The organism is Caldivirga sp. MU80 (assembly GCF_001663375.1).
Classification (GTDB): Archaea; Thermoproteota; Thermoprotei; order Thermoproteales; family Thermocladiaceae; genus Caldivirga.
In genome coordinates, this window is sequence record NZ_LCTF01000039.1 from 1 (window position 1) to 25,528 (window position 25,528).

General features: G+C 47.8%; 36 protein-coding genes and 3 pseudogenes. 18 read left to right on the forward strand and 21 right to left on the reverse strand.

Annotated elements, in window-relative coordinates:
- The coding region (locus tag AAX04_RS12170; protein WP_162270135.1) for a hypothetical protein at window positions 1-626 on the forward strand (626 nt) is incomplete at its 5' end.
- 25 nt (window positions 627-651) lie between these two features.
- On the opposite strand, the gene AAX04_RS12520 is transcribed toward AAX04_RS12170, so the two are convergent.
- From AAX04_RS12520 to AAX04_RS10005, 3 genes and pseudogenes are all read right to left on the reverse strand, one after another.
- The gene (locus AAX04_RS12520) at window positions 652-783 is read right to left on the reverse strand and encodes a hypothetical protein (protein ID WP_255363607.1); all 132 of its coding nucleotides are present in this window, start codon (window positions 781-783) and stop codon (window positions 652-654) included.
- Window position 784: 1 nt separating this feature from the next.
- On the reverse strand, window positions 785-1,282 hold the full coding sequence (locus AAX04_RS10000) for a hypothetical protein (RefSeq protein WP_066797756.1): 498 nt from the start codon (window positions 1,280-1,282) through the stop codon (window positions 785-787).
- Between the two features lie 107 nt (window positions 1,283-1,389).
- Window positions 1,390-1,665 (reverse strand): annotated as a pseudogene (locus AAX04_RS10005) (hydantoinase B/oxoprolinase family protein); the annotation flags it as partial.
- A gap of 104 nt (window positions 1,666-1,769) precedes the next feature.
- Between AAX04_RS10005 and AAX04_RS10010 the strand changes: the two are divergent.
- The 4 genes from AAX04_RS10010 (at window position 1,770) to AAX04_RS10020 (ending at window position 3,692) form a co-directional block, all read left to right on the forward strand.
- Window positions 1,770-2,360 (forward strand): PD-(D/E)XK nuclease family protein, encoded by a 591-nt coding sequence (locus tag AAX04_RS10010; RefSeq protein ID WP_066797763.1) that lies wholly within the window; start codon window positions 1,770-1,772, stop codon window positions 2,358-2,360.
- A 306-nt stretch (window positions 2,361-2,666) separates the two neighbouring features.
- Window positions 2,667-2,945, forward strand: a complete 279-nt coding sequence (locus AAX04_RS10015) for a hypothetical protein (RefSeq protein ID WP_066797766.1) — start codon at window positions 2,667-2,669, stop codon at window positions 2,943-2,945.
- A 359-nt stretch (window positions 2,946-3,304) separates the two neighbouring features.
- Window positions 3,305-3,505: a hypothetical protein gene (locus AAX04_RS12015; RefSeq protein WP_156519805.1), complete on the forward strand. Its 201-nt coding sequence runs from the start codon at window positions 3,305-3,307 to the stop codon at window positions 3,503-3,505.
- On the forward strand, window positions 3,465-3,692 hold the full coding sequence (locus AAX04_RS10020) for a hypothetical protein (RefSeq protein WP_156519806.1): 228 nt from the start codon (window positions 3,465-3,467) through the stop codon (window positions 3,690-3,692). The genes AAX04_RS12015 and AAX04_RS10020 overlap by 41 nt, the downstream gene beginning before the upstream one ends.
- A 2-nt stretch (window positions 3,693-3,694) precedes the next feature.
- Here the strand turns inward: AAX04_RS10020 and AAX04_RS12610 are convergent.
- Window positions 3,695-4,104, reverse strand: a pseudogene (locus AAX04_RS12610) (HEPN domain-containing protein).
- A gap of 7 nt (window positions 4,105-4,111) precedes the next feature.
- Entirely contained in the window at window positions 4,112-4,630 is a 519-nt protein-coding gene (locus tag AAX04_RS10030) for a nucleotidyltransferase domain-containing protein (RefSeq protein ID WP_202904438.1), read from the reverse strand.
- Between the two features lie 180 nt (window positions 4,631-4,810).
- On the opposite strand from AAX04_RS10030, the gene AAX04_RS10035 reads away from it, so the two are divergent.
- Window positions 4,811-5,206 (forward strand): hypothetical protein, encoded by a 396-nt coding sequence (locus AAX04_RS10035; protein WP_066797847.1) that lies wholly within the window; start codon window positions 4,811-4,813, stop codon window positions 5,204-5,206.
- Here the strand turns inward: AAX04_RS10035 and AAX04_RS10040 are convergent, their stop codons facing one another.
- Together AAX04_RS10040 and AAX04_RS10045 are read right to left on the reverse strand one after the other, a co-directional pair.
- Window positions 5,207-5,416 carry a hypothetical protein gene (locus tag AAX04_RS10040; protein ID WP_156519807.1) on the reverse strand — a complete coding sequence of 70 codons (210 nt, stop codon included), beginning with the start codon at window positions 5,414-5,416 and terminating at the stop codon, window positions 5,207-5,209.
- A gap of 4 nt (window positions 5,417-5,420) precedes the next feature.
- Window positions 5,421-5,669: a hypothetical protein gene (locus AAX04_RS10045; protein WP_066797776.1), complete on the reverse strand. Its 249-nt coding sequence runs from the start codon at window positions 5,667-5,669 to the stop codon at window positions 5,421-5,423.
- 99 nt (window positions 5,670-5,768) lie between these two features.
- Here AAX04_RS10045 and AAX04_RS10050 point away from each other — a divergent pair, with 99 nt between their 5' ends.
- Both AAX04_RS10050 and AAX04_RS10055 read left to right on the forward strand, forming a co-directional pair.
- Window positions 5,769-6,509, forward strand: coding sequence for a 5-formyltetrahydrofolate cyclo-ligase (locus tag AAX04_RS10050; RefSeq protein ID WP_066797777.1), 741 nt, complete (start codon window positions 5,769-5,771; stop codon window positions 6,507-6,509).
- Window positions 6,510-6,675: 166 nt separating this feature from the next.
- The gene (locus AAX04_RS10055) at window positions 6,676-7,209 is read left to right on the forward strand and encodes a 2'-5' RNA ligase family protein (RefSeq protein WP_066797849.1); all 534 of its coding nucleotides are present in this window, start codon (window positions 6,676-6,678) and stop codon (window positions 7,207-7,209) included.
- 8 nt (window positions 7,210-7,217) lie between these two features.
- Here the strand turns inward: AAX04_RS10055 and AAX04_RS10060 are convergent, their stop codons facing one another.
- The 3 genes from AAX04_RS10060 to AAX04_RS10070 are packed head-to-tail and all read right to left on the reverse strand — an operon-like array spanning window position 7,218 to window position 10,365.
- Window positions 7,218-7,478, reverse strand: coding sequence for a hypothetical protein (locus tag AAX04_RS10060; RefSeq protein ID WP_066797780.1), 261 nt, complete (start codon window positions 7,476-7,478; stop codon window positions 7,218-7,220).
- Window positions 7,479-7,529: 51 nt separating this feature from the next.
- Window positions 7,530-10,157 (reverse strand): adenosylcobalamin-dependent ribonucleoside-diphosphate reductase, encoded by a 2,628-nt coding sequence (locus tag AAX04_RS10065; protein ID WP_238377861.1) that lies wholly within the window; start codon window positions 10,155-10,157, stop codon window positions 7,530-7,532.
- Window positions 10,158-10,170: 13 nt separating this feature from the next.
- Complete coding sequence (locus tag AAX04_RS10070; protein WP_066797786.1) at window positions 10,171-10,365, reverse strand: hypothetical protein; 195 nt, start codon at window positions 10,363-10,365, stop codon at window positions 10,171-10,173.
- 70 nt (window positions 10,366-10,435) lie between these two features.
- Here AAX04_RS10070 and AAX04_RS10075 point away from each other — a divergent pair, with 70 nt between their 5' ends.
- Together AAX04_RS10075 and AAX04_RS10080 are read left to right on the forward strand one after the other, a co-directional pair.
- Window positions 10,436-10,927 (forward strand): class I SAM-dependent methyltransferase, encoded by a 492-nt coding sequence (locus tag AAX04_RS10075; RefSeq protein ID WP_238377862.1) that lies wholly within the window; start codon window positions 10,436-10,438, stop codon window positions 10,925-10,927.
- A gap of 2 nt (window positions 10,928-10,929) precedes the next feature.
- Entirely contained in the window at window positions 10,930-11,952 is a 1,023-nt protein-coding gene (locus tag AAX04_RS10080) for a polyprenyl synthetase family protein (RefSeq protein WP_066797792.1), read from the forward strand.
- A 56-nt stretch (window positions 11,953-12,008) separates the two neighbouring features.
- Here AAX04_RS10080 and AAX04_RS10085 read toward each other — a convergent pair whose 3' ends face one another.
- Window positions 12,009-12,830, reverse strand: a complete 822-nt coding sequence (locus AAX04_RS10085) for a hypothetical protein (RefSeq protein ID WP_066797798.1) — start codon at window positions 12,828-12,830, stop codon at window positions 12,009-12,011.
- 151 nt (window positions 12,831-12,981) lie between these two features.
- Here AAX04_RS10085 and AAX04_RS10090 point away from each other — a divergent pair, with 151 nt between their 5' ends.
- Window positions 12,982-13,353, forward strand: a complete 372-nt coding sequence (locus AAX04_RS10090) for a hypothetical protein (protein ID WP_066797801.1) — start codon at window positions 12,982-12,984, stop codon at window positions 13,351-13,353.
- On the opposite strand, the gene AAX04_RS10095 is transcribed toward AAX04_RS10090, so the two are convergent.
- Window positions 13,328-15,715 carry a tRNA(Met) cytidine acetyltransferase TmcA gene (locus AAX04_RS10095; RefSeq protein WP_084761414.1) on the reverse strand — a complete coding sequence of 796 codons (2,388 nt, stop codon included), beginning with the start codon at window positions 15,713-15,715 and terminating at the stop codon, window positions 13,328-13,330. The genes AAX04_RS10090 and AAX04_RS10095 overlap by 26 nt on opposite strands.
- Window positions 15,716-15,877: 162 nt before the next feature.
- On the opposite strand from AAX04_RS10095, the gene AAX04_RS10100 reads away from it, so the two are divergent.
- On the forward strand, window positions 15,878-16,519 hold the full coding sequence (locus tag AAX04_RS10100; RefSeq protein ID WP_066797804.1) for a cobalamin adenosyltransferase: 642 nt from the start codon (window positions 15,878-15,880) through the stop codon (window positions 16,517-16,519).
- 26 nt (window positions 16,520-16,545) lie between these two features.
- The gene (locus AAX04_RS10105; protein ID WP_066797807.1) at window positions 16,546-16,908 is read left to right on the forward strand and encodes a hypothetical protein; all 363 of its coding nucleotides are present in this window, start codon (window positions 16,546-16,548) and stop codon (window positions 16,906-16,908) included.
- A gap of 16 nt (window positions 16,909-16,924) precedes the next feature.
- On the opposite strand, the gene AAX04_RS10110 is transcribed toward AAX04_RS10105, so the two are convergent.
- The 3 genes from AAX04_RS10110 to AAX04_RS10120 all read right to left on the reverse strand — a co-directional run bounded on the left by AAX04_RS10110 (window position 16,925) and on the right by AAX04_RS10120 (window position 18,479).
- The gene (locus AAX04_RS10110) at window positions 16,925-17,137 is read right to left on the reverse strand and encodes a hypothetical protein (RefSeq protein WP_156519808.1); all 213 of its coding nucleotides are present in this window, start codon (window positions 17,135-17,137) and stop codon (window positions 16,925-16,927) included.
- A gap of 109 nt (window positions 17,138-17,246) precedes the next feature.
- On the reverse strand, window positions 17,247-17,540 hold the full coding sequence (locus AAX04_RS10115; RefSeq protein ID WP_066797812.1) for a hypothetical protein: 294 nt from the start codon (window positions 17,538-17,540) through the stop codon (window positions 17,247-17,249).
- A 453-nt stretch (window positions 17,541-17,993) separates the two neighbouring features.
- Complete coding sequence (locus AAX04_RS10120) at window positions 17,994-18,479, reverse strand: aromatic ring-hydroxylating dioxygenase subunit alpha (RefSeq protein ID WP_066797814.1); 486 nt, start codon at window positions 18,477-18,479, stop codon at window positions 17,994-17,996.
- 640 nt (window positions 18,480-19,119) lie between these two features.
- On the opposite strand from AAX04_RS10120, the gene AAX04_RS10125 reads away from it, so the two are divergent.
- Both AAX04_RS10125 and AAX04_RS10130 read left to right on the forward strand, forming a co-directional pair.
- A complete protein-coding gene (locus AAX04_RS10125; protein ID WP_066797816.1) occupies window positions 19,120-19,692 on the forward strand; it encodes a hypothetical protein in 573 nt (190 codons plus the stop codon).
- Window positions 19,693-19,766: 74 nt separating this feature from the next.
- Complete coding sequence (locus AAX04_RS10130) at window positions 19,767-20,192, forward strand: NifB/NifX family molybdenum-iron cluster-binding protein (RefSeq protein WP_084761416.1); 426 nt, start codon at window positions 19,767-19,769, stop codon at window positions 20,190-20,192.
- A gap of 53 nt (window positions 20,193-20,245) precedes the next feature.
- Here AAX04_RS10130 and AAX04_RS10135 read toward each other — a convergent pair whose 3' ends face one another.
- Window positions 20,246-20,494, reverse strand: a complete 249-nt coding sequence (locus tag AAX04_RS10135; RefSeq protein WP_066797817.1) for a SelT/SelW/SelH family protein — start codon at window positions 20,492-20,494, stop codon at window positions 20,246-20,248.
- 124 nt (window positions 20,495-20,618) lie between these two features.
- On the opposite strand from AAX04_RS10135, the gene AAX04_RS10140 reads away from it, so the two are divergent.
- Window positions 20,619-20,984 (forward strand): DsrE family protein, encoded by a 366-nt coding sequence (locus AAX04_RS10140; RefSeq protein ID WP_066797819.1) that lies wholly within the window; start codon window positions 20,619-20,621, stop codon window positions 20,982-20,984.
- Between the two features lie 106 nt (window positions 20,985-21,090).
- Here the strand turns inward: AAX04_RS10140 and AAX04_RS10145 are convergent, their stop codons facing one another.
- The 4 genes from AAX04_RS10145 to AAX04_RS10155 all read right to left on the reverse strand — a co-directional run bounded on the left by AAX04_RS10145 (window position 21,091) and on the right by AAX04_RS10155 (window position 23,833).
- Window positions 21,091-21,306, reverse strand: a complete 216-nt coding sequence (locus AAX04_RS10145; protein ID WP_238377863.1) for a hypothetical protein — start codon at window positions 21,304-21,306, stop codon at window positions 21,091-21,093.
- 173 nt (window positions 21,307-21,479) lie between these two features.
- Window positions 21,480-22,163: a UMP kinase gene (gene pyrH / locus AAX04_RS10150; RefSeq protein ID WP_066797825.1), complete on the reverse strand. Its 684-nt coding sequence runs from the start codon at window positions 22,161-22,163 to the stop codon at window positions 21,480-21,482.
- A gap of 172 nt (window positions 22,164-22,335) precedes the next feature.
- The gene (locus tag AAX04_RS12535; protein WP_255363614.1) at window positions 22,336-22,461 is read right to left on the reverse strand and encodes a hypothetical protein; all 126 of its coding nucleotides are present in this window, start codon (window positions 22,459-22,461) and stop codon (window positions 22,336-22,338) included.
- 469 nt (window positions 22,462-22,930) lie between these two features.
- Window positions 22,931-23,833: a RimK family alpha-L-glutamate ligase gene (locus tag AAX04_RS10155; protein WP_066797828.1), complete on the reverse strand. Its 903-nt coding sequence runs from the start codon at window positions 23,831-23,833 to the stop codon at window positions 22,931-22,933.
- Between the two features lie 157 nt (window positions 23,834-23,990).
- On the opposite strand from AAX04_RS10155, the gene map reads away from it, so the two are divergent.
- Entirely contained in the window at window positions 23,991-24,905 is a 915-nt protein-coding gene (gene map, locus AAX04_RS10160; RefSeq protein WP_066797838.1) for a type II methionyl aminopeptidase, read from the forward strand.
- Between the two features lie 8 nt (window positions 24,906-24,913).
- On the opposite strand, the gene AAX04_RS10165 is transcribed toward map, so the two are convergent.
- Complete coding sequence (locus AAX04_RS10165) at window positions 24,914-25,105, reverse strand: 50S ribosomal protein L37e (RefSeq protein ID WP_066797843.1); 192 nt, start codon at window positions 25,103-25,105, stop codon at window positions 24,914-24,916.
- A 155-nt stretch (window positions 25,106-25,260) separates the two neighbouring features.
- Between AAX04_RS10165 and AAX04_RS10170 the strand changes: the two are divergent.
- A pseudogene (locus tag AAX04_RS10170) lies at window positions 25,261-25,528 on the forward strand (hypothetical protein); the annotation flags it as partial.

A 25,528-nucleotide genomic window follows, 5' to 3' on the forward strand; every position in this document is an offset into this window, starting at 1 on the left:
CCACGCTGGAGAAGCCCATGGTAATTACTAAAGTAATTACTATATTCTATAACTTCACAATGTCAAGCAAATTCACAGTAACCTATATTGCCGGCTCTAAGATTAATCCCAACTTTGTTAGGGAGTATCTCGAGAATTATCTTGGCAGTATTGGTTGGTATAATGTGAGTTCCGTGATGAATAATAGTAATGTTAAACTCGTGTTTATGAACTACACCTGGGTCATTTACATAAACAACGGAACAATAATTAAATGCATCTTCGAATCTCCTGCATTACTAATCAGAGTTAATGTACTGGTCAATGGTTCAAGGAGTACTACATGGATGCCCCTTGCCATATCACCAACAAGCCCCGTACTAATTAAGGGAAAGAATTATGTGGATAGCATTGAAAGCGCAATGAAGAAGTTAAACATGAACAAGTACCTAGCTACGTTGATCGGTCCAATTGAACCACTTAATGAATTAACATGGCCTTATCAGTATAATGCTGCCATAATTTATAACGTAAATTCCCTGTGCGGTTTAACAACACAAAAGATATTTCAGAGAAATCCACCAGTTTTTACGGAATTTGTGCGTTATATGTTCACTAAGAACGCCACATTACTTCCACCATCATAAATCAAAACATAACATAATTAAACCCTTAATTGGACTTCACGTAATCATTAAGGTTCATCCTTAGGTACATCCCCCTGAGCTCGCTTAACACGTCACCACCCAACTTCTCCATTATCAACCTGACCATGCCCCTAAAGTCCGAATTAACTCTGGCCACCCTATCGACTATATACAATGGTGCGGGATAGTCCAGCCTCGGCATTGTGGATAGTGGTGCCAGTGCTGAGATGAGGTCCTTTGAGGCTTGGGTCACCGAGGTATTCCACATATATTGGTAGTGACGATGGTATGTATTGAACGTAGAAACCATAAACATCCCTACCACCGACCTTACCCACCACGTAGGGTTTTGTAATCAATGCATTATTACTAGTTTTATTACTGGACCTATAGGTCTCGAGGATTACGTGGGCTATTAGGGGTTCTTCCATAACCTGTAGGGCCTTATTCATGTAATCCCTGAACCCAGGCTCGGTGATGGATTGGGAGTACTTATTAATCCTAACGTCCTTAACATGTGCTAGGACCGGTACATCCACCTTATCGATATCACGCCTACCAATCACCGCGCCGTCAAGTAGTAGGAGGTTTATGTGAAACTTCCTAAGCGTATCCAATGCGTACCTAACCTCCATATCAAGCGTAACCCCCTCCAACTCCTCACCAGAGGCCCCGAGTATTGGCTTGAATGGTCAATACCCTACCTTTACCCCACGCTTATTAGTACGGCTACGTTTATTACGGATACCTTAATCTTGGTTAGTGGGTTTATGCTGCCTGGTGTTGGTCCGCCTACGTCGACGTGGTGGGCCTTATTGACGACGTAACCCACCAACCTGTCACCAGCGTAAACGGGCTCCATGACCATTACGTCGTTTAGGTGAGTCCCGGATATGTAGGGGTCGTTGAGGAGTACCACGTCACCCTGGTTCAACTCAACCCCCTCCCTATCAAGCCAGTTGAGGAGGTTCCTAACCCCAACCCTGAATGAACCCAGGTGAACGGGTATGTGCTCAGCCTGGGCAACAACCTCACCCTCAGGGTTCACTCACCCCAAACACCAACTCCCAGGAAACCACGCGAATATGTCTTAGAGAGGTGTTTAAAAGTGATCCTGCCTAGAGATAATAATAGGGAGGACCTATGGGCGTGGACCTAAGGAAGGAGGTGCTCAGGTTGCTTAAGGAGGATGAGGAGTTTAGGCTAGCCGTAACGGGCCTACTAGGCATTGATGAAATACTCAAGGCAATAAAGTCCCTACAGGAGCAAATGGTTAAGCTGCAGGAACAGGTGGCGAAGCAGGGAGAGGCCATATTAGCCCTGCAGAGGAGTCATGAGAAGTTGGTAGCATCAATAACAGCCCTTGGGTATAGGTACGGCATTTACACCGAGGATGTATTCAGGGACGCCATTAAGTACCTAATCGAGGACCTACTCAAGGCCTACGAGGTCAGGCGTTGGACATACTACGACAACGAGGGTGTGGTATTCGGCTACCCATCAGTCATCGATGTGGACGTACTAATTAGGGATAACGAGCACATACTCATCGAGTATAAGGCAAGCATTGACAGAGGTGACGTAGCCGAACTAGCCAGGGAAGGAATACTCTACGAGAGAGTAAATAAGGTTAAGCCGAAGCTACTAATCATAGGACCAGTAGTCAGGAAAAGAGCCCTTGAACTAGCCAAGGCATTAAACATCGAGGTAAGGGCAACTGAGGTCATGGAATAACAAACCCAAACTAATGGAAAAGTTACAGAGAGTCCATGATATTGGTAAGCACGAGTTTTTCCTAAATTTATGAAAACCACGGATTTTAAAAATTATCAAGAGGTCGTGAACTAGCCATTAATCTGTAGGACCTCACGGTTTTCACAAATTTAGGAAACCGATTCCGAATTCGATAAATACGATAACACCTCGTTTTGCAAAAGTTATGGGTAAGTTGGTGCTCTGTCCGAGGTGCGGTTTACCTATTAAGTCTGTATATACGTATGAGACTGGTTCGAATACGTATTACTACGCCTACCACGGTACTTGGGTAGGATTGCGCTGAGTAGACAGGATGTTGCGTTAACCACGAACTCGATAATAATCAACGGCATTGAGTATGAAAAGAACGAGGTCAAAGCATGCATTTATAAATGGCTCAACATCGGCATTCTACTCATCCACATAGGCAAGGCAGGAAAATGCGTAGTCGTACCATTCAGGAAGGAGGATTACGAAAAACTATGGCTCACCCTAATAACCCACTGGAGAATAAACCCAGACTGCGGATTCTTAATGAAGCTTATGCTGAGCACATGCAAATAGCCAATAGACTAAACGCTATTGCGATACCGAATGGTAAATAATTGTAATGCAGTAAAAACTCAATATGAAAAAGTCAATAAAAGAACAGAGGCATCACTTCAACTACAAAGCCGGGCTCGATTTAAAAGTTGTGATGACTAAAGTCAACCGAGAGTTTTTACAATACATCAGTGCGTGCATTAATGACGACAAGAGGTACGAATAATCCATACTAAAGCAACTACGGAGAACCGAGACTGTTTAAGATTGTGTTTATGAAACTTTGCTTCTTTACCTAATCGCCCATGACTACACATTACCTACCCACTGAAATTCACCGATTCTTCCTATGTAATGCTTTTAATGCATCATCTTTAGTAATGCCCGTACCTGCGCATGGATTAAGGGCTTTGTTGCCTGTCGGGTTTGATGCTGTGGTTGACGTATTGCGTAATGATAGACACGCATCAGGCATATACTTCGCGGTGTTGAATACGAGACCTAGGGTTGCGGTTGCTGTTGGTGAGAGATTCTACCCCCATGTCGCTCAATGGGATTTCGGCCTTCATAGTAGTCATTGAGGGCGAGGGCACCACAGAGCTCAGGGTAATAACCCACACATACCCTGCACTTTCTGACCTAGGCACGTCCAAGTCCTATGCATGGGAGATACTGAATGCTGTTATTGAGAGACTTGGCGTTAGACCTGTAAATGTTGTTGATGTTGATTATATGGACTCGTCGAAATCCTCCCAACTTGGGTCTTAGGTTCATGACCCAGTTTCCTTCAGTAATTTCTCGACGAGGCTTAGAACCATCTTTGCACTATTTAATGCGTACTCAGCATCCACCCTGGTGTAGAGCTCCTCAGGTGGTATGCCGCTCTCCTCATCACCGTACATTGCCAATTCCCTCTCCTTCCTGAGACTCCTCGATATGGATATTAATTCATCCATATGTTCCCGAAACCATGCCGGAAATTTACCCTGCTCCCTCCTCAACACCGGCCCCACGTCATGCCACTTCGGTGGTTCAATGCTCACTATCCTTAATGCAGCCTTGAGGTTAGTTCAACCGCCTCTTGGCATTGCCTAACAACGTACGGGTAATTACCATTGGTTAAGGCTTCCTCAGCATGCCTAACCCTCTCCATGGCTTGCCTCAGGTATGACCTAGCCATGTCGAGGTTATTCAATTTCAATCACCTCACCAAATTTATAATCACCCTTAAGCACCCAATACCAGGACTTATCGTTAACCCAAACCCTCCTGGCACCCAATTCCCTAAGCCTATTAATCAACCTGGTCAATACACCCTCGAAGAAGCCGTCCTTATCGTAAATTACCACAGCGTCCTCGGTCATGTCTAGGTAGATTGGTGAGAACCTGGCAGCCTCGGCCCTGGTTTTAATTACCGGTGATAGGGCTATGGCGTAGCCTGAATCCATTAAGCCATCGAGAAGTGGCTGAATTAGGTCCTCAGCTCTCTCAAACATCTTAATCCTCTCGAAGATGCCCCTGGGTAGGTCCTCAAAGACGACGAGCAGGTCGAGGTCACTATCCCTCCTGGCGCAACCCCTAGCCACACTACCGTAAACCACGAGGGAGACTAGGTTATCGCCGTAGAGGCTTAGTAAAGCATCCAGTAGCCTAGACACCACCCCCCTATAGGGCTCAGCCAGGTGCTCCACCTCCTTCTTAAACACATGCAGATAACCTGGGTGATTTTATAAACCCTTAACTAACCATCCATAATAGCCATGGGCTAAGTCGTGTATGCGGATTGCCAGTATTGCGGTGGCGTTGAATGATAACCCTCCTTTAAGCACCTCTAAAGGTACACGACTTAATGTTTAAAAATAGTGACGCTATGTAGCATGGTAGCCATGCATGGATCTTCACATGGGGTAAAGGTCCTACTACCAGTGGGCTTTGATGATGTGGTTAATGCCCTACGTAACTACAAGCATGCATCCAACGTCTACTTCACGGTACTGGGTACTTCACCTAGAGTCGCGGTCTTCATAGGTGGCAAATTCTTTGTTAGGACCCTCGGCTTCATAACCGTGGTTACGGTGGTTATTGATAATGGAAGCTACACAGAGGTTAAGATAGTGACCCATACGAATGAATTTGCCTTTAAGGGTGGTGACTTCGGTGCGTCAAAGTCATATGCATTCAAGGTTCTTAAAGCCATAACCAAGGGCCTTGGCGTTAGCCCCAGTAATGTTCTTAGCATTGACTACATGGATTCATCAAAGTCCACCCTACTGAGCTGTTAATTACGAGCAAGTCCTTAAATCCCCTCCCCAAGCCCTAGATAACATCTCCCTAACCCTATCGAAGTGCTGCCGGTGTATCCTGAAGGTGTAGGCTTCGCCATCATGCCTAATAACAATTGTGACGAATCCTGAACCCTCATCGTACTCATAACACGCCTCACTCAACGCCAAATACCTGGGTATAAACATGGAATCCCCATTCCTATTCACGATTCTAACCCCCATCATTGGTGAACTCGAAATGGTAGGAATAGAAGTATGGATTCCTTGCGAACCTCCTCCTAAGCCAGAACCAAAGGTAAAGCACAACGGCCTCAATAAGCACCGCAACGCCAAATAGCATCCAGTTGTTAAATTGCGCGAGGGTTAGTTCTATGTACCCTGCAACCGATAGGATGGCTACATCAACAAACCTAACCCACAATGGTATGGCTTTAGAGCCCCTCCTGCTGAATTTAGCCATACACAGCCAGTCTCACCGGCCTGGTTTAAAGTCTTTATTAGATGACTATTAATTCTTATGGGGCGTAAATTTAATATTCAATGATGAGCGTTGAGCGTAATGGCTGTTGTTAAGGATGTTAAGCAGGCTATTAGGGATAGGGTTTGGAGGCTCCTTGAGGAGAGGGGCGTGGCAGCATTTCCAAGACCCACTTATGGGAGAATACCGAATTTCATAGGCTCAGAAAGGGCCTGCGAGCTCGCTGTCTCATTGCCCGAGTTCCGTAGGGCCCGTGTCGTCAAGGTTAACCCTGATTCGCCACAGAGGAGATGCAGGGAGCTAGTTCTCGAGACCGGCAAGTTGCTCATAATGCCAACGCCGAGGATTAAGGAGGGCTTCCTAATGCTCGACCCAGATAAAATATTGAGGAGTCATTACAGGGAAGCCTCGACAATAAGTGGAGCCTTTAGGTTTGGGACCCCCATAAAGCCCTGGGACTCACCCACAATCGACCTGGTCATAATCGGGTCTGTAGCCGTCAACCCAAGGACTGGGGCCAGGTTGGGTAAGAGCCATGGTTATGCGGAAATAGAGTGGGGTATAATGAGGATGCTTGGTAAGGTCGGTGAGGAAACGCCAGTGGTCACCACGGTCCATGAACTGCAGCTTGTTAATGATGAAATACCCAGGGAGCCCTTTGACCTGCCTGTGGACATAGTGGTAACACCCACTAGGGTGATCCGAGTTAGTAGGGTCAACCCAAAGCCATTGGGCATTTACTGGGAGTACGTCACTGAGGACATGGTTAGGGAAATACCGATCTTAGCCGAGTTAAGGGTAATGCGCAGCAAGGGCCAATAATGGTCATAATGATAAAATGCTAATTAATACATTTGATATAGAGATGATATAGAGAATTTTAAGGGCATGAGGCACCTGGTTCTTAGGCCTAAGCTAGTGATGATTACCTTAATGCCCTCAGGTGGTTGACTATAATTTATTTTAGTTGGACCCACTGGTGCTTGGTATGGGCTATCTCTACGGTGTTATGGTTACTGGACTTAACTTCACTAAGGCACTAGCCGGATTACCCGTGGTCCCGGTTAAGCAAGGTAACCATCACATTACCCTGCTTTACATTGGTGATAGGAAGCCCAGTGGTGGTGTTGGGGATAAGCTGAGGCGTGTTGTTGAGGGCTTTCAGTGCTTCAGGGTTGAATTAGGTCAACCTTTACTGTTACCTAGCCTAGTTAAGCCTAGGGTGTTGGCTATTGAGATTAATGATCACGGGTTATTGGCCAGGTTAAGGGCATTGATAATTAATGCGCTTAGGGATTCTGGAGTTAACATTGCTGATAGGTACCTGGGTGATTTTAAGCCGCATTTGACGGTAGCCTACGTGAGGGTTAAGGTTGACCCCCAGTATTTAATTACACTACTCAGTTACGTTGATTTAAGCACGTTGCCGGTTAGGGCAATCCCCGTGGATAGGGTGTCGTTAGTAAGGGCGTGGGGGGATAACTACACTGAGCTGGTTACGTATAGGCTGAGTTGTAGCTAGGATGATTGTTATGTTGATGTGGCGCTTAGCCTAATTAACCTACCGTGGGGTGCGTATATCAACCAGTTCCTCAACCCATACCTCTTGCTTAATTCATCGATAAGTCCGTTAAAAAACGTTAACTCAATCGGCTTGTCGAGGTATAGGGAGATGTGTACGCTGGTGCCGCTCCCCCTATTCAACGTAACCTTAACGAACCTTATGCCTATTACACCCTTCGACTTAACGTAATCCTTAACGGCCTTTTTAACGTCGGCTTGGTTAATCATTGGTTTTTATTAGCTGTGGTGGTGCTATTAACTATTGTGGTGTCTTTAACGTTAACCGCAGACCCCCGTCCTGCAGGCTGGGTCATCAGTCTCCCCAATCTCCTCAAGCTTATTCTCCTCAATATCCCTATTCAGGTTAATGGCCTTAACCGTGACCTTAATAGCCTTAGTCTCGCCCTTAGGCTTAGCTACACCACCCTCAACACCCGTGTAGATGACTTGAACCGACTTACTCTTATCCCTATACACCGTTATACCGAAGGCTCCCAGGGCCCAGGCTAGGCGATAGGCGCCGTCCACATCATCCCTGGTTGCGTTACTGGGCATGTTAATCGTCTTACTGACCCCACTGTCGCTCCACTTGGCGAAGGTTGCCTGCATGTAGACGTGCCACCTCCAGTGTACCTCATTGGCCGTTTTAAGCAGCCTATGCATGGGGTGGCTACTGGGCATCATACCAGTCTCAAGGATCTTGGACGTCGTCTCCTCATCAAGGGCATTGGTCTCCTTGAGCTTCCTTAGGGCTGTGTAGTTGTACTCAATGAGCCTACCTATGCTTAGGTTGCGCACGTAGGCTATGGCGAATATTGGCTCAATACTTGAGTTAACCCCAGCTATTAGGCTCCTTGAACCCTCGGGGGCTATGCTTATCAAGGCCCCATTTCTAATACCTACCGTTGATGCATCCCTGGCCAACTCATCATCAGTGGCCTTTAACTTAGTCAGGTGTTCATCGACACCCTTGACTAGGTCACCCAGTTCGCCGTAGCCGAACTTAAGAACATTCACGTACTCCTCAACATCGCTTGAAACACCCCTAACCTCTAGCATCTTTGATATCCTCTCATCATGGGCCCTCCAGGGTAGGAAACCACCCCTCCACTTGCTGGATGGCCAAAGCGGGAATGGCCCCTTCTCCCTGGCCAACTCTATACTAGCCCTAACCGCAACCCTCGTCACGAAGCCCATTAATGCATCAGCCAAGGCAACAGCCTTAGGTGAGTCGTAGGGTATGTTCAAGGCAACCAGCACGTCAGCCCACCCATTTACGCCTAGGCCGATCCTCCTACTGGCCTTGTTAGCCCTATCCAAGTACTCATGGGGGTGCTGGTTGGCGTCTATCACGTCATCGAGGAACCTGACGGCCGTGAATATGTCACTGGCTAACTCACCCCAATCCACCTCATTACCCTTAATGTACCTGGTTAGGTTGATACTACCCAGGTTGCAGGATTCGAATGGGTATAGGGCGACCTCACCGCAGGGGTTTGTTCCATTTATCACCCTGTACTTGCCATAAATCGAGTCGTTTATGAACTCAATCTTGGCGTTGGCCACGTCCTTGTTCCAAAGCCCTGGGTCACCACTGTCCCAGGCGGACTCAACAATCCTCCTCCACAGCTCACCTGCATTAACCCTCCTCCAAAGCTTAACCTCACCCCTCTCAGCCCTGTTAACGCAGTCCTCGTAGCACTTCACGAATTCACTACCCCAGGTCTCGTAGAGGCACCTGCATTCCCTTGGGTTGAGTAGGTAGACGTCCTCGTTGTTAAGGACCTTCTGCATGAAGTAGTCGTCTATAGTTACGCTTATGTTGAAGTTCTGGAGTTGAACATCCTTAAGCTGACCAGACTTGGATGAGATGAACTTATCTATGTCCGGGTGCCACCAGAAGAGCATACCCATTTGGGCACCCCTCCTCTTACCACCCTGCTTAATCACGTCAACTATTGTGTCGAAGAGCCTCATGAATGATAATGGGCCTGAGGCCACGCCACTGGTTGACTTAACCACATCCCCCTCAGGCCTTAATTGGCCAAACTGGTAACCAACCCCGGCACCCGCCTGGAAGAGTAATGCAGCCAGCTTGGCGGCATCCATTATTCCGAAGAAGCAGTTTGGATCATCCCTATTGCTGTCCTTGCTTAAACAGTCATCCACCGGTATCACAAAGCATGCTGATAATTCACCCAGCTTAGTCAGTGAGTTGAACATAGTCGGTGAGTTTGGTAGGAACTTGAGTTGGCTGGTTATATCGTAGAACCTCCTAACCCACTCCATTGGGTCATTGCCGTACTTAACCTCGCTATAGGCTACGCCCATGGCTATCCTCAACCACATGTACTGGGGTGCCTCGAAGAATGAACCATCGAGCCTCTTAAGTAGATAGCGACTCATCAGAGTCCTAACTCCATTGTAGGTCAACATCAAGTCCCTTGATGGGTCTATTAATGAGGCTAATTCACCAATGCGCCCCTCATATATCTTAACCGCCTCGGGGTTCCACAGGCCCTGTCTTAACCCCTGGTTGAACCAATCAGCAAAACCCCTCCTATAGGCCTCTGTTAAGCTTACTGAGCCTTCATTAATAGCCTTAACCATGTCCTTGCCCCAAACCTGCTTATAGATGCTGAAGAGTAGGTAATTCCTAGCTGCGTCATGCCACCTAAAGTCCTCGCTAACCAGGTTCAGCATCACCAATTGGGCTATGTCGGATATTTCACTGGAGTAAACCTCCCCCTTACCCTTAACCTGGGCAATAACCTCCTGGAGCACGTACTCCGGGTCTGGGGCGCCTGCAAGCCTTAGACTGTTGAGTAGCTTATCCGGGTTAAACCCCTCCCTCAAGCCGCCTCTCTTAATGACCATCGTCATGGCTCCCTCTTTTACTACCTTCACTTTCTGTTCCATATTACGGTAACACCCTAATAAACCCTTCCCAGCTCAATAATAAGAGGGGCTCAGTTAAATTATCCACCAGTGAACAGCCGGCTTCAACCGTATTACCTACTGTTCCCATTGCTATGTATCTGTTGACAATTGTTTTATATGTTCCGATAGATGACTTAAAGTTTTCCCCAACTCCCCATGCAGGGACTGAGTTCATTAGTAGGATAATTATCCTACTTTTAAATACCCTACCACTAAATTAAAAACAAACAAACAGTCTCTACATGGTGTCCACTGGCCTTACTGATAAGGTCAGGGTTAGGGAGCTTTACGAGAGGATGGGGGTTGGTTACCTTGAGCTTTACCTTAGGGAGAGTGTTGAGGGTTACCTAAGCATTGTTGATGGTGTTAGTGTTAGGGGTGTTAGGGTTATTGACATTGGGTGTGGCTTGGGTGTTGGGGCTGGGTTGCTCTCCGGTTTAGCAAGCCAGTACGTTTGCGTGGATTTCGCATGCAGAATACTTCAATACCCAGCTAGGCTACCTAATGTCGATGTCCTATGCTCCGACGGCTCCATGCTGCCTATTAGAGACTTAGCATTCAAGGTGGCTATACTGCTCAACGTCGTTAATGCCGATACAGACGGCCCACAGCTGATTGATGAGGCCCGTAGGGTTAGTGAACTTGTGCTTGCCAAGTCACCTAGGGGTGTTGACAATGAGTTGATAATTAGACGACTTGGGGGTGTTAATGCTTTTAAGCAATACTGGGCGGCTTAACCGTGGTTGACGTATTAAGTGAGCTTCATGAGAGGTACGGGGAGTTGATTAATAGGGCCCTTGAGAGGTACCTTACCATTGGGGTTGACCCATCCTTTAAGGAGGCTGTGGTTTACCAAGTCTCAACAGGTGGTAAGAGGATTAGGCCACTCATGGTCATTGAGGCCTCCCTGGCCTGTGGGGGTAACGTCGACTCCTCCTTACCCTATGCAGCTATAGTTGAGTTGATACACAACTACTCGCTCATATACGATGATATAATTGATGAGGCCGATTTAAGGAGGAACATGCCCACTGTTAGGAAGAGGTACGGTGACTACGCGGCGATACTGGTAGGCATATGGTACAGGGAGGCTATTGAGGAGGCTATACTTGAAACAAAGGACCCGAGGGTGGTGGCTAAGGTAGTTGCAGATACCATAAAGGCCATTGACGAGGGGGAGAGGCTGGACATATTGATGGAGTATTCAGGTAGGAGGGATCCCTACTTCATTGAGAATAGGCTTGTTAGGGAGATTAAGCCAGGTCTAAGGGAACTCTACGTGAAGATGATATCCCTTAAGACGGCTGCGCTCTTCAAAACATCCATGTGGCTTGGGGGATTTTCAGGCAACTGCAGTGGTGAGCAGCTGGAGGCGTTAGGCAACTTTGGGTATAATGTGGGTGTGGCCTTCCAGGTAATAGACGATGTACTGGACATATTCGGCGACCTGAGGAAGTTCGGTAAGGAGATCGGTAAGGATATTAAGGAACATAAGGTGGGTAACATAGTAATACTACTCTCACTCCTTGAAAGCAGCAACGCTGGTAAGCTACTCAGCATCCTCTCTAAGCCAAGGCCAACCCAGGAGGATGTTAAGGAGGCGGTGGAGGTTATATCATCAACAAGGGCTAGGGATGAGGCCATTAAGATGGCTAACGAGTACATGAACAAGGCATTAAGTGAGTTAGGTAAAATCCCAAGCAATGAGCACACCAGGAAGCTTGAGGAGTTGGCTAAATTCATAGTATACAGGGAGTATTAAACATAAAAAGAAAGAGATTTTAAATTTTGATAAACAATGCAGCATTATTTATTAAATTAATGGTGACCTTTACCGCTACCACCATTACCACTATTACTGCCTCCACCCTGGCCCTTACCATGGGTTGGCTTGGAGTGTTCACCACCCTTACCATGCCTATGGAGTGCCTTATACTCCTCAGCCCACTTCTTAGCTTCCTCATGAACCTGCTTAGCTAAGTTGTGAATAGACTCCTTAACACTACTAAGAACCTTCAATGCGCCAGTGTAGTTACCAGCCTTAATTAACTCCCCAGCCAGCTTAACCTGGTTGATTAAGCCCTTCAACTCATTAACCAGGGTTTGGTTACCTGTCTCATTAGCAATCCTGAGGGCAATTGCCAAAGTCCTATTAAGTACCCTCAACTCAGCCTCAGCCTTGGCGAGCTCGGTCACGTTCAGGTGCCTCTCCCTGGCGTAACTCCTAATCACCGTGCTCCACGCCCTCTGCTCAAGGTGAATAGCCTCAATGGCCTCCTTGAGCGCGGTGAAGCATAGGCCCTTGCTTAACGATTCATTAGCCTCCCTGGTTAGGTTAAGTGCTTCGTTTAAGGTTTCATTAACTACCTTAAGCTCACCCGTGAGGTTGGCTACCTGCACAACCTTCTGGTAGAAGAATAGGCTAAGCTCCACGTGAACACTAGCTGCAGTACAGGTGGCGTTCTGAGCCATTGAGGCATTGGCAGCAGTGAACAGTGCTGTGGTAGTGTTAGTTGTTATATTAGTAACTGTAGCAGTGGTGCTTGTAACTCCAGTGGCCAGTGGGTGTATTGGTATGGCTCCCAACACCGCAGCAAGCCCTATGGCTAGGGCCAGTATGGCTACGTTAACTGGGTTCATGAGTTAACCTTACCTAGCCAGGATTTAAAGGATCATGTTCCGGAACCTCGGTTCCACGACTTGAAACGGCTTGACTCCAGGGCTGAAACTAGGTGAAATCAAACCCTGTTTTTCTCGGTATGTTTAAATTTGCGTCTGAGGTCTAGTTCTGGTGAGTACTGATTACATTGTTTTCAGGAGTGTTGGGGAGTTCACCAGGTTCGTTGAGAGCATGGTTAAGGGGCTAACTGAGGCTGAGTCGGTCATTAAGGGGGCAGTGTCTAGGGGGGACTTCATCAATGCGATTGACGTTGAATCCATGGTTAACGTTGCCTTAGATCCCAGGGACTTACTTAACATTATACGTGAAGCTAAGGACTCATACCAAAGGATCCTTAGGTCAATACCCAGTGAGCTTAAGGATGCTGAACTGGTCGTGGTCCTAGAGATCATGGGTAATAAGCCCGTTAAGGCATATATAATACCCTTGAGTTTAAGGCAAGCTGCTGAGACTGGGTCTAGTAGGCCTGCCTCTGTCTCTTAGATGGCTGAATCATGTATATGGGTATCTTAAGCTCACTTCCATAGAAGTAGACCAGCAGTATTCTCGATATAGCCCTTAGCCCAAGCATCAGGACCGTTGGCTTAACACCCAGCTCCCTGGCCGCTGAACTCCAGGTCCTTGACTGGAAGACCTTGGCTATGATGCCTTTTTCAATAATCTCAGGTAGCCTTGAACCACCCCTGCTGATCACCATGAAGTACGCCTTGAAGAGTTCCATCAAGGCATCAACCGTGTTCTCATACGTCATTGGGCCCCAGGCATAGGCCACAAGCCTATTGAATTGGCCACCCGTTAAACCTGGTTCATGACCCCTCTCAACGGGTTCCTCGCCCATAAGTAGCATTAGGGCTACGTCAGGCTCCAGGTTAACGTAGGGCCCACTCAGACTGTTAACTAGCCTAATCCTGAACTCCCTGTTAGCATAGCTCACAACCTTCCTGGCCATCTCACTTATGGGTTTAACCATTAGCACGCTGTATTCTCCACTTACCGGGTTCCTTTCCGGGCTTATGTGTATTGGTAAGTAGCCATTCTTAACCCAGAACCTTAGTAGTTGAGGGTTAACGCCGAAGCCAACCCCAACCCAATCTAGCCCCCTGGCCCTTGCCTCATCCTCAAGCATCCTGAGAGCCACTGAACCCAGGCCCCTATCCTGCAGCTCTGGGTGTGTTGCTATCCTAACAATCCTCCAACCCCTCAACTTGGCGAATTCAGGCATCTTCCAGTACTTAACCATCCTGTCGGGTATTATGTTGCCTGGCGGCTTAAAGCCAAGCACCATGTTATTCACCGTCTCCTCATCTAAACCACCCTCCTCAGCCAGCTCAATGGAGACCACAACCTTACCGTTCTCCAGGGTAAGGGCCCTAACCGTGTGGTGGGGTGCATCCATCATCATGCCCAGGTCGTCCGGTTCATTCCTGTAGTGGGCCTGGACGTATATGCCGAAGAACTGTCTCAGGGTCTCCTCATCCTTGAGGAAAAGTTCCTCAATGTTAGGTACAACGTACTTAACCCTTCCCTCACTGACCAGTTTAACGTCGTTCTCATCCACGTGGGCTGGTTCGGCGTCTAGGAGGAAGGCGTTGAATAGCCACCTCTCGATTGGGTCACCCCTCGCGTACCTTATAGGCTCCTCCATCTCGTACTCAAGGACCTTAACCCCCCTCCTACTCTTAAGGTACTTGAGGAACCTCACGCTGAAGCCCCTGCCAGCACCCTCATAGCCGTGTATCGTGGTTGAGTAAACAACCCTATTGAACCTGCCGTGTATGCCGTATAACACGGGGAGGGGCATCATGGCCGCCTCATCGACTAGGACTATGTCAATTGGCCTCTGGAGGGATAGGAGTGGGTAGGGCCTGTAGTAATCTATGTAAATACCCCTAGCCGATAACCCAGTAACCCTACCCCCAGACTCAGAGACCTCAACATCGTAGTCAAGGCTCTCAAGGCCCCTCCTGGCGAACTCCATGAGTGTCTCCACGTTGTCGGGGCTCTCCGCCGTAACCACTATCCTAGCCACGCCACGCCTCCTCCTTAACCTATGCCCTATTAGGGCTGCGGCAAGCCCCACAGCCGCCGACTTACCCCTACCCCTGTCTGCTATCACCACGGCGTTAACCTTACCCCTTTCGTTTATCATACCCTCAATCATCGATATCACGTTAACCTGGTCCTGGGTCTTGGCCAGCCTATAGACCTCAATGGCCTTACCCTTAACGTCAGGTAACTTAACCTGACCCTGGGCATGCTCAAAGGCGTTGACGGGTTGGGGTGGTTTAATGAAGATGGAGTCATCAACGTTGTATATCGCTATCCCCTCGCTCTTCATGAGGCTATCCCAGAACCTAACCTTAAGGTACTGCCTAACCTCCTCCGGCTTATGTGGTGGTGTTATTAGCTTAGTTTGGAATTTCGTTATTACCCTGAGCCACTTATCCATGGGCGGCATCATGACTACGTAAATCCCCCCACCCCTAACCACGCTACCCACCCTACCCACGTCATTGGGCTTCAGGTCGTTGAATAGGTCGATAACTGCGTAGTCTAGGGTTTGGCCTAGGAGTAGCTTAGTGTCCTTGAATGGCGTTGGCTTAAACTTAACATTACTCATGCCATCGGTGAAGAACCTTAACCTCTCCCTGGCATCGCCATACTCAGGCTGGTATAGGTATATGCCGTTGCCCATGTTTGTTACGCCTAGGAAGAACCTAACCACCTCGGCCGCGGATTTGGCAACAGTCTCGTTACTGGACCCAACCAGCACAACCATCCTCCTGTGGTTAGCCTTAACACCACTCCTAATGAAATCCTCAAGAACCTTAACCCACTCAACCACTACCAGCCCCCTTAGCGTTGAGCTTTAAACCTTCATGCAGATTATCCATGGTTAAGCCTTCGGCATTATACACCAATGGGTGGAGGCGACTTAAAGTTTAAGCCACTATTAAGTATCTTTTTTAAGAAATAGTTTATTAAAGCCTACGCACATTTAGCATAGGTGCCTGAGGTGGATAGTTGCGGAGGCGACCCAAGGCCAGCTAAGCGGCTCCCCCTATTCACGGATTGCAGGGAGGTTGACGGTGAGGTAGCGTGCCCTGGTGATAGCGGCTACAGCACCATTCCGGTCTTCGGCAAGACTACTAGGCTTAGGAAGGACTCCCCGGCAATAATGCTGATGGGTTGCCTAGACGAGCTTGTCAACCTGGCTAACGGCATAAGGCTGAGCATGAGCCGGGTCTCCGACATAGCCGCCATGGTCATGGCGCTGTCCATGCAGTTGAACGCCTACCTAGTCCAGGGTACCCAGGAGAGGCTCAGTAAGGTTAGGATCGTGGAGACTCTGCTTGAAACTAGGATAAGCGAGCTTTGCTCATCCTACAGCGGCGACGTGGGTTGGGTGGTGGCTGACACACCAGAGGCCCAAGTTATGGATGGGGTTAGGGTTAAACTTAGGGAGTGTGGTAGGGTAGCATCATCAATGCTTGATAAGTACCCTCAGGTGGACAATATAATAAAGGTCCTCAACCACGCTGATAAGTTAATAGCCCAATCCCTCTACTGCCTAGGTGGCAAGGTATATAGGACTATTGACGATGTGACCGGTGCCTTGCTCTCCAAGGCACTAGGCAATAACGCTTAAAACAAGGCCCCTTTTGAGGCTTGTTAATGCAACAGTCCAGTAGGGAGTGCGTGGCCGATTACGTAATAATTGACGTGTGCAGTAATGGCGAGGACTCTGTTAAGAAGATCCTCGGCTCAGCGGTATCAAACGCTAGGAGGGGGCCTGGTAGGGTTTTTCAAATAGCCATACTGTGCCCCCAGGTAAACTACACCAAGTACCTCCTCAACGCCAACGAGGTCGTGGCAAACAACATGGATGTCAGGATTGAGCTCTACGAGGCCTCATCCGGCGATGGGGCCCTAAAGGTTCTCAGGTACCTGGCTGGTAGGTGCAGGCCAAGGCAGATAATAAAGGTCGTTAACCTTGACTTAGGGGAATTTGAAGGGCTCACCCAGCCGCATAGCTAAGGCTATTCCCTTAAGGTTAACCTAGCATCATTAACCCTAATCCTTCAATCTCCCTAAGCGTCTTCATTAAGTAACTAGCTAATGCAGTTATTGGTTTCACGCCGTTTATTGTTAAGATGAAGCTTGGTGTTTTCCTTGGTATTGGTGTTCTATAGCAGACTCTTTTTGCAATATTCCTTACTGCGTTTAAATTCACCAACCCATCCAAGGCAAGGAAAACCACAAACAAGACTTGACCGTTGTCAGGATAAGTAGGCGATACTGTACTTTGCTATTCGATAAGTGGTTACTGAGCCTTGCAATTAACCTTTTTTCTACCAGTTAAACCCACATTGCAGTTATGTGGTATGTAGCGCGATTTTTACCTTGAGTTTGTTTTGTAATTCTTTATCCTGGAGGAACATTCTTCTAAAGATTGCTATGGGGATGTCTGGGGCAATTAGTTTATCACCTATTATGTCTGGGTTTTGGCTTTCCACCACACGCCGATCCTGATGGAGAATATAGATGTTGAAGTACATACCTAACCTGGCAAGTAACTTGTCAATGGACTTTATACCTGTGGGTTTTATGTAGAAACGTACGTATATGGTGATTCTTTGAGGGTCCACTGGGGCAATTTCGGTTTTCATGATTATTCGTGGTGTTTATTTTTCGTTGATGGTTAATCCCCGGTTAGATTTATAAAATTTATAAAACTAGCCTTAATACCTTTAATTGGTTACCCTGGGGTCCCGAGATCCGCAGAGGCAAGGAACCGCGGGCGACCGTTGGGGAGCCACTGCGGTGAGCGGCCCCAGGGAGACCGTTGAGAGGTAGATGGCGGGGAGCCCATGAAGGGCTAGGAACCGCCACCTACTGAGAAACGGCAAAGAATGCGAGGACTCTCATGTTTTCCGAGATATGGTTTTGCCATAGGTTGGGGTAAATGAACTCTATGTAGGTGCCGGCCTTTTGGGGATCAATGTCTAGCCTCACCTTGGGCTTCTGCCCTACATCTCTTTCCGCGGCGGCATGCCAGACGAATGTGATATCATCAATCTGCTTTAAGGCAACCCCATTTATCAGCGTCCTGTTGCCTCTTCCTATCGTGTTATAGTGTACGAAGGGTAGGTGAAATCCATCAATTGGTTTTCCACAGCCCTTAGAAAGGAGATGTTCCAAGTTTCCCAGTACTCAGCGTATGCCTCAAGATCCTTAAGGTCATCGAAGAACTTGGGCGGTGCCTCTGGTTGCCCTGGGCCATACCACATCCACACTATACCGTATTGCTCATATAATGTATAGCTTTTGGCTTTGAGGTAGCTAGGGGGCTTCTGGCTTCTCCCCATCGCTGGGACATGCACCACATTACCTGCTCCATCGAACTCAAAACCGTGGTAGGGGCATTGAATCAATCCATTAACAACCTTACCCTGCGATAGCAGCGCTTGCCTATGCGGGCAATAGTTCCTCAGCGCCATTATTTTCCCATCACCATCCCTCCAAAATACCATATCTTCCCCCATCCTCTGAACCCTGTAGGGCCTACCCCTCTTCACCTCCCTGGAGGAGAGGATAGCAATCCACATGGAGAATCCTGCAATTTGTTGTCTTTTATTTCTTATTGTTTAGCTAATGATTCTAACGCACTATTTCATTAAGATGAAGTAAAAGGAAATAATGAAGTATGAGTACTGGCATCGTGAAAGTGAAAAGACGCCGGAGGTTAAAGAGTTTAAATTGCGGAGAACTATGGGTATTGTTCCTTAGCATTAAAATTTAAAAGCATAATTTTAACCTTAAGTAATGTTATAGGTGTGATGTGGCGGTCGGTTACTGAGTATTGATGATAATCGCATGGGCTGATAACGGGATAAGTCTCGCTGTTTGTGGTGTTGTTTTTGTTGATTTGAAGTTTTGGTCTATTGGTTTGGTGTTTTTGTCTCTGGTTACATTTAATTCCCCCTTGTTTGCTTTCCCTTACGTCTAGGTTAGTGCCCCGTTTGGTGTTTTGGGTTTTCAGGAATGAGCCGGTGCGGTGATTATTCACGTGTTCATTACTAACCCAGGCACGCAATCCTCTTCTCCCAAGTCAACAATGTACGTACGGTTAGGCTTAGGCTACTGCCTAATGGTGCCCAGGAACGTAAATTACGAAGAATCTCCGAAGCCACTGCTAAGCATGTGGGTGCGGGTTAGGTTTAATAATTCGAACTTAATATTACTGGTATGGACCTGGATTACGGTGGGTTAGGTCGTCAGATTGATTCTATGATTAGGCTAAGTGTATTGAGGAACCTAGAGGACCTGGAGAGTAGCGTTGAGGGTGTTGTTGAGATTATCACCGAGGCTTTGAATGTTGAGAAGCCTAGGGTTATCGCCACGGTTAATGAGGTTAACGAGTGCGGTAGGTTTGACACAGGCTTATGCTCAACGGTAATGGGCCTCTACGTGGCCAACAACCCAACCATAATAATCAATTATAGGGCCAACTTAACCACGCTACTCCACTTATTGGCCCATCACCTTCAGGCGTTGGAGGTTGGGAGGGATAGGTATGTTCAGGTTAGGGATGCTGAGGAACTTAGGTTGCCCTGGGATGTAAGGCCCCTTGAGGTTAACGCCATGATTAGGTCAATACGCCTAACTAAGGGTATACCGCAGAGGGTCTTTAAGGTTTGGAACGAGGAGGTTAGGCCGATGAGTAGGGGTATTGAGGAGGCTGTTAATAGGGTTAGGGCTCTCGTGGCTCATTTAAGTAAGGGGGTTGAGTCAACCATGGTTAATAACCGGGCTTACTAGCCTCATTGGCGAGTGTTCTCCCAATCTTAACAGCGCTGGGCTATTTATTAGAATCTGCATGCTTACTTAGGTTAATGATTAGGATAGCCCTATGCACCAATGACGGTAAGTCCATAAGTGATGGCCACTTCGCACACGCTAAACGTTATGTAATATACGATTACGATGAGAGGACTGGTAACTTAAACTACGTGGAGACTAGGGATAACCCACTGGGTAATGTCGCGGACATCGATGACCCGGAGGCCATGCATAACGCCATTTCGGACCTAGGCATACCCATGCATGGCGTTGAGAAGTACGAGTGGTTGCACAGGAACATGCTTAATGATGTTAATGTGGTTATAGCCTCAGGGGCATGCCCACTAAGCCACTCGTATTTCACGTCAATGGATGTTCAACTGGTGTTTGTTGAGCCAGGCACCCAGATAGACTCAATCCTAGACTACCTTAGGAAGATGCCTAACGAGCAGCAGCGTACAGATGAAAGGGTGGATTAACGGCATACCACCTACACTTAAACTCCAAATTCAAAAAACATAACTTTTTCAAACTATGGGGTAGGGGTTAAAAGCTTCTTAACGCCATTAATGATTTCCCCCGGCTCAGGAAACCTCTTCTCCTGGTACCTAGAGAATATGAGCTTATCGTCAACGTACACGTCAAATATGCCCTTATCCCCAGGCACCAGCTTAACAGACACCCCATGTACCCCAAGCTCCCTAAGCACATCATTGGCCAGTTTAACCGCCCTATCCTGGAACCCGCACGGTCTACAGTATATTATCCTCACCTCAACCATAGGGGCGAAGGCCCCTCATGAGTTAATAAGCTAAGTGCAGTTGTTACGAATACTGGAACACGTGTTCGATACTGAATAAAATTAGAATAAGCCTTAAATGGCTACTCAGGTTGAATGATGACCCATGGGTAAGTACGCTTTTGTCATACTCAGTAATCCGGAAGATCTTTCAGAGGCCATAAGGGCTGCGCATGCGCTTCACTACGCTGTTCAACTTAAGATGGCTGGTTATGATGTTGTGGTTTATTTTGATGGGTTTGGGTCTAGGGTACCGATAGCTGATAGTCCGTATAAGGGTTTGAGGCCTGCGTATGAGGTGGCGCAGAGGGAGGGGGTGATTTATGGTGTTTGCGGCTACTGCGCATCACCACCCCACCTCAACATTAGGGATAAGTTAACGGCCTTAAAAATTAGGCTAATCGGAGATGAAGAACACCACGAAGACCTATCAAAATTCATAAACAACGGCTACCAAGTCTTGGTATTTTAAAATAATAAAGCGCCCCTTAGTTTAAGGGGATATTATTTTTAAGGCCACATTCCAAAGAATAAGGCTTATCATTCATTCATTAGAAATAAGTATTGACGTCCCCACCCTACGCCAGCGCCAAGTCCCTAAAGTCATACGGTGGGTTTATTCCCTTAGACTTATAGTAGTCGTATTTCTTGCCTAGGAACTCCTCTAGGATTGGGCATCCCTCGTACCTACCCTCCCTCGGGCACTTGGGGTTATCGCTATCCATTATTAGGCAGGTACCTGTCTTGAAGTCGTAATGCGGGCACTTCTTATAGTAGCGTTGAATGGATGCCACTATCCTGTTTATCCACTTCTGCCTAGGGTCATTACCTATGCTCCTCCTTTTCTGCTCAATCTCGAACTCACTTAGATCCTCCTCATACGACAGGCTTAGTCACCTCACCCTATCGTGTATGCAAGGCTTAAAATACCTTTTCCTGAGCACTTTTTAAAGCTGCTAAGCCTAAATTAAGGTGTTATTAAGGTGCCCTCAACTTCACCATTCTTAAGGTACTTAGCGAGCCTATTCGGGTCTTTACCGTCAATAATCACCATGGATATGCCGCTCCTCCTCATTATGCCCAGTGCCCATTCATCAATTAGCTCGTAGGTTCCGGCGAAGGCCCTAACACCCTCCCTGTGGAGTATGGCCTCTACATCACTGATCCTAGCCCTACTTATCCTAGTGGCGTTAGGGTTTTTAAATGGGTCATCGGTGTAAAGTGCGTCAACATTCGAGCAGTTGACGACTGTGCCTATGCCCAGGTACTCGGCGGCCAGCACAGACACCATTGTTGTGGATTGGCCAGGCTGGAGGCCACCCATCACCACAACCCTCGACGTTGAATAAGCCCTACCCAGTTCACCTAGAGTTTCAGGTACACCAAGGTGGACGTTGATGCCTCTTGAGTGGAGGGCGTAGACCATTAGCCAGGCGTTAAGCCTACTGGCCCAAATCCCAATCATGTCGGCTGCCGACTCATTCCTAGTCAACCTCCTGGTGGCTTCAATATACCTCCTGGCCACGTCACCACCCCCAGTAACTACAACCACTTTATTGCTATTTGATTCACCGGCAACCACATCCACATACCTCTCAATCAACTCCTCACTGTTAAACACCCTCCCAGTTAACTTAACCACAATACCCATCACCAGCCAGGCGTATGGGCGTTTTATAAGCTATGACCCCCTCCTCGCCTTTAATGGTGAGGTTTTGTTGGGTTTTGGTTGTTGCCTCCCCTTTTCAATGGGTGCCATTTTGGTTTCTTGATTGTAATTGGTGTTTTGCTTATTGCCTTCTTCACTACGTTTAATGCGCCATTTAAGTTGCTGTGTAGCCTATGCCCCCATTGTGCGTGCTACTACTCTGCCTCCTAATAACCACTATCCCCAGCATCCCAACAGAAGATGCACAACCCCCACTCCACCCAATTAAAACACACTCCACAAACCCCCAACCCTAAAAGACAAGACCTTAAGTGCGTTGTAATGGTTTAAGGCACCTTTGCCTTAGTAAAATGGTGAGGGGGGCTTGGGTGGGTTTTAAGCGCCTTTTCACAACGTACCGGTTGATATTCCTATGGAGAAATCACCATAAATTGGGATGTAATTTACCTTAAATTAACCATAAATAGTAAATTAAGCTAATGAGGGCATCTATGGTTAAAAGAGTTTGAGCCCACATGAATCTCACCAAGAAAAGCGAAGGTTACTTTTAAATCTCAGCTGCGTTAATTTAGGGTTAGCCGGTGGTTTAGGTGGCCAAGAAGAAGAAGACTGAGGAGAAGAAGGAGGGTGGGCAGCAACAACAGAAGAAGTAAGCCTGAATCCCTTACTTTAAAATAAATAAATTTTTTATTTTTTAATTTTGCTTCTTCAATTTATTTTTAATTTGTGTACAAGGCACGTAATACTAGTTACCTCTTAATATGGTCTATTACGTGCTTAACAATATACCTAGCCGGATTTATACCCGTGGCCTCCTTGAAGCCCTGCCACGACATGGATGGGTTAACCTCAAGTATGAAGTAGCCCTCGTCCGTTTCGGCTATGTCGACGCCAGCATACCCAAGCCCAAGGATGTCGCAGGTCTTCAAGGCCAGCTCCATCAGTTCGCCACTTGGCTTAACGGCCTCTGGCCTAGCGCCCTGTGCAACGTTACTCTTCCACCCAACCCCCCTCCTGAATATTGCGCCGATCACTTGACCACCCACCACGACCACCCTATAGTCACCATTACCCTTCTTATTCAGAAACCTCTGCACGTACATCGGTTTGCTTAGGTTGAGTAGGTAGCTGAAGATGTTCATGGCTACGTCTGGGTCATTAACCTTAAAGACCCCGTAGCCCATTGAACCCCTCAACTCCTTGACCACGGCCTCGCCGAACCTCTTAACCGCATCGTAGGCCATGAACATGTTTTCACTGGACTCAGTCTCGGGAACGGGTAAACCGCTCTTAGCCAGCATCATTAATGCCGCTAACTTGTCGCTGGCCACCAGCCAGTTCATGGCGCTGTTAACCACGTAAACACCCATGGCCTCAATGGCCCTAACAACCCAAACCCTATGGAGCAGTTGCTCAAAGTCCCTAATTAAGCCTAGGTGCCTTAGGATCCCGCCATCTATGTTAACCGGTTCCCTAACACCCCTACCGATAGCCTGATAAACGCTTACACCCTCCCTGCTCAACCTAACGCTGGCCATGTTGACGTAAACCCTCTTAACCCTATGCCCAAACTCCCTCACCGCCTGCTCAAGGTCCTCTATATCGGGTTGATTAAATTCAACCTCATATGGCCTAATTATGCCTATATCCACGCACCGAGTCATTAACCACCTAAGTTTTAAACCTAACAGCGTTAAGTTGCGCACATTGCATTGGCCTCCAGTGCCCAGGTGAGCCAATTGAGACCTTGAAGGTGGAGGAATGCAGCCGAGATAGGTATATTAACCGCATAGCCTTAATGGTTGAGTTGTGATTGATGAGGACGCTGTTAGGAAGTATAGGCAGGCCGGGGATGTTGTCCATAGGGCACTTAAGCATGCGATAGATAAAGTCCACCCAGGGATGACTATACTTGAGTTGTGCAGGTTAATTGAGGATGAGATTAGGGGTAATGGTGCCCTCCCAGCCTTCCCAGCCAACATAGATGTGAATAACATTGCAGCCCACTACACCGCTAAGATAAATGATGAGTCCGTTATACCACCCAATTCAATAGTTAAAATTGACATTGGGGCTCATGTGGATGGTTTCATAGTTGATGCAGCAGTTACAGTGCATTTCAACGCCGCCCACTCCATGTTAACCAGGGCTGCGTGGGAGGCTCTTAGGAATGCCTTAAACATGGCTAAGGCTGGTGTTGAGTTGAGTAGGATAGGGGCTGTTGTTGATAGGACCATCAGCGGCTTCGGCTTTAAACCCATCAGGAACCTGACAGGCCACTTAATAACCAGGTACAGGCTCCACTCAGGTAAGTCAGTCCCAAACTACGATGATGGGGGTAGGGTTAGGATGCTTGACGGCGAGGTCTACGCCATAGAGCCCTTCGCCACAAACGGGAGGGGCATGGTTACCGACTCACCTGAGGTCACCATATACATGCTCCAGAGGGTTAATGCGAAGAAGCTTAGCGCCGAGGCAAGTTCAGCCCTTGAGTACATATACAGGAACTTCAATCAACTCCCCTTCACCCCAAGGTGGCTTGTTGACAAGTTCGGCGATAGGACAATGAGCATAGTTAACGAGTTAACCAGTAGGGGTGTCCTGTATGGTTACAGCGTATTAATGGAGGCCGGCGGCGGCTTCGTGGCTCAATTTGAGGATACGGTAATAGTCACGCAGGATGGGGTGGAGCCGTTGGCCAGGGTGCTTGAGTTGATTAACTAAGTGCCGCACTACCCCCTAACGTTACCCACAGGTCTGCTGAGCAGCCTAGCCAAGCCACGTTTAATCCTGCGCGACCTACCGTAGCCGCATGCCGCGCAGTAGCCCTTAACCACGTTGTACGAGTGCCTACCGCACCTGGGGCACCTTATGTGTGTCTTACCCCTATTCATCTTGCCGAATGACGGCGTACCCTTAGTCATTACCGTCTCTCCGGAGGCGGTGGGTTATATTTTTTACTTCCGATGGTTTCGTGACCCACCGTCTCCTTCTCGACGGTCTCCCCGGGCCCCCTCACCGCAATGGCTCCCTCCCTGTCGCTGGGGGTTCCTCGCCACTACGGGTCTTGGGTTCCTTTGTGGATTACATAACCATTAGGTTGCCGTTTAATGTTGATGGTGGTGTGGCTGGGGAGTTGCTGTCAACAGCTTGGTTGTTTAGGGTGGCTGCTCATAGGGTGTTGGCTGTGGCGAAGCAAATGCAAGTTCTGCCTGGTGCCAAGGTTGGTTGGGTGAATGCGTTTAGGGAAAGTGCCTATGGAATTATTCCAAACCGTAGGTATGCTGACGGTGCAGTAACCCTCGTAATGAGTGTTTACGAGTCCTGTAGGGAATTGGGTGTTGATT

Excerpts from the sequence above, each read along its gene's own strand:
- AAX04_RS10010 (WP_066797763.1), top strand. The coding sequence starts at position 1,770 with ATGGGCGTGGACCTAAGGAAGGAGGTGCTCAGGTTGCTTAAGGAGGAT.
- AAX04_RS12015 (WP_156519805.1), top strand. The coding sequence starts at position 3,305 with ATGCCCGTACCTGCGCATGGATTAAGGGCTTTGTTGCCTGTCGGGTTT.
- AAX04_RS10020 (WP_156519806.1), top strand. The coding sequence starts at position 3,465 with ATGTCGCTCAATGGGATTTCGGCCTTCATAGTAGTCATTGAGGGCGAG.
- AAX04_RS10035 (WP_066797847.1), top strand. The coding sequence starts at position 4,811 with ATGCATGGATCTTCACATGGGGTAAAGGTCCTACTACCAGTGGGCTTT.
- AAX04_RS10045 (WP_066797776.1), bottom strand. The coding sequence starts at position 5,669 with ATGGCTAAATTCAGCAGGAGGGGCTCTAAAGCCATACCATTGTGGGTT.
- AAX04_RS10050 (WP_066797777.1), top strand. The coding sequence starts at position 5,769 with ATGGCTGTTGTTAAGGATGTTAAGCAGGCTATTAGGGATAGGGTTTGG.
- AAX04_RS10055 (WP_066797849.1), top strand. The coding sequence starts at position 6,676 with ATGGGCTATCTCTACGGTGTTATGGTTACTGGACTTAACTTCACTAAG.
- AAX04_RS10060 (WP_066797780.1), bottom strand. The coding sequence starts at position 7,478 with ATGATTAACCAAGCCGACGTTAAAAAGGCCGTTAAGGATTACGTTAAG.
- AAX04_RS10070 (WP_066797786.1), bottom strand. The coding sequence starts at position 10,365 with ATGAACTCAGTCCCTGCATGGGGAGTTGGGGAAAACTTTAAGTCATCT.
- AAX04_RS10085 (WP_066797798.1), bottom strand. The coding sequence starts at position 12,830 with ATGAACCCAGTTAACGTAGCCATACTGGCCCTAGCCATAGGGCTTGCT.
- AAX04_RS10105 (WP_066797807.1), top strand. The coding sequence starts at position 16,546 with ATGCAACAGTCCAGTAGGGAGTGCGTGGCCGATTACGTAATAATTGAC.
- AAX04_RS10115 (WP_066797812.1), bottom strand. The coding sequence starts at position 17,540 with ATGAAAACCGAAATTGCCCCAGTGGACCCTCAAAGAATCACCATATAC.
- AAX04_RS10120 (WP_066797814.1), bottom strand. The coding sequence starts at position 18,479 with ATGTGGATTGCTATCCTCTCCTCCAGGGAGGTGAAGAGGGGTAGGCCC.
- AAX04_RS10125 (WP_066797816.1), top strand. The coding sequence starts at position 19,120 with ATGGACCTGGATTACGGTGGGTTAGGTCGTCAGATTGATTCTATGATT.
- AAX04_RS10130 (WP_084761416.1), top strand. The coding sequence starts at position 19,767 with ATGATTAGGATAGCCCTATGCACCAATGACGGTAAGTCCATAAGTGAT.
- AAX04_RS10135 (WP_066797817.1), bottom strand. The coding sequence starts at position 20,494 with ATGGTTGAGGTGAGGATAATATACTGTAGACCGTGCGGGTTCCAGGAT.
- AAX04_RS10140 (WP_066797819.1), top strand. The coding sequence starts at position 20,619 with ATGGGTAAGTACGCTTTTGTCATACTCAGTAATCCGGAAGATCTTTCA.
- pyrH (WP_066797825.1), bottom strand. The coding sequence starts at position 22,163 with ATGGGTATTGTGGTTAAGTTAACTGGGAGGGTGTTTAACAGTGAGGAG.
- AAX04_RS10165 (WP_066797843.1), bottom strand. The coding sequence starts at position 25,105 with ATGACTAAGGGTACGCCGTCATTCGGCAAGATGAATAGGGGTAAGACA.